Here is a 1216-nt window from a genome sequence, read left to right on the forward strand (position 1 = left end):
CCCACGGAGACGGTCGATGGTAGCAAGACGCTCGTTCGAGGCAACGTTCTCGAGAAAACCTACGGGTCACGACTTCCGTTGGGACGGTCGACGCCCGTTCTCACCGGTGCGGATATCGAGGTCCGTGCCGGCGAGATCGTCGGCATCGTCGGCGAGAATGGGTCGGGCAAGTCCACGCTGATGAAGATTCTCGTCGGGGTTCTCGACCACGACGCGGGCACGGTCGAACGGTATGGAACCGTCGGATGGTGTCCGCAGGAACCCCTGCTCTACGATCGGTTGACCGTCTCTGAAACCTTCCGGCTCTTCGGCGCCGGGTACGGGATGAGTCGCGAGGAGATCGACGCGGCGAAGCAAAGACTGGCGGACGAACTCGACTTCGAGCAGTACCTTGACTACCGGGTCGACCAGCTTAGCGGTGGGAACCGACAGAAGGTCAACCTCAGCATCGCGTTGATGCACGACCCGGACGTTCTCATGCTCGACGAACCCTACACCGGGTTCGACTGGGAGACTTACCTGCGATTCTGGGACATGGCACAGGACCTCGCGGACGACGGCACTGCCGTCGTCATGATCTCTCACCTCATCGAGGAACGGAGTCGCCTCGACCGCGTCTTCGAGGTGCGGAACGGACTGGTTCACGACGTGACCGACGACGAAACTGAGAGCGAACTCCGAAGCGACCGGGAGGGAGACGATGAATAGGTTCGCCGTGGGCATTCGATCAAACGTTAGGACGTTCCTCAGGACGCCCCTGAACGTGGTCCTCGCGCTGGTGCTGCCGCTCGTGGTCATCGAGGGGTGGGGACAGGCGATGGCGGGGCTACCGCCGATGCCGACCGTCGAGGCGATTCCGCTCGATCTCGGGCGCGTCCTCGGCGCAATCTTCGGCGTCGCCATCATCGCTGGGCTGATGGGTCTGGTCCAGATGATCAGTGCCCGGGAGGCCGACCGACGGCTCGTCCAGACCGGGTACTCGCCGAGGACGTTACTTGCGACGCGGCTGGCGACTCTCGCGGGTGTCACGATTGTCGTCGCGGGGGTGAACTTCGGGGTCCTCTGGCTGACCGTCGAACCCGAGGCACCGCTGCTCGTGTTCGCGTTCCTCGCGCTCGCGGGCGTCGTCTACGCCTTCCTCGGTGCGCTCGTCGGCGCAGTGCTTCCGCGGCTGTTCGAGGGGTCGCTCGTCGTCGTGTTCCTCGCGATGATGGAC

General features: G+C 64.0%; 2 protein-coding genes. Both read left to right on the forward strand.

Annotation, left to right across the window (positions count from 1 at the left end):
- On the forward strand, positions 1-708 hold a 708-nt coding region (locus AN233_RS01220), incomplete at its 5' end, for an ATP-binding cassette domain-containing protein (protein ID WP_058365058.1).
- The coding region (locus tag AN233_RS01225) for a hypothetical protein (RefSeq protein ID WP_058365059.1) at positions 701-1216 on the forward strand (516 nt) is incomplete at its 3' end. The genes AN233_RS01220 and AN233_RS01225, both read left to right, overlap by 8 nt.

It is taken from the genome of Haloparvum sedimenti, assembly GCF_001462205.1.
Classification (GTDB): domain Archaea; phylum Halobacteriota; class Halobacteria; order Halobacteriales; family Haloferacaceae; genus Haloparvum; species Haloparvum sedimenti.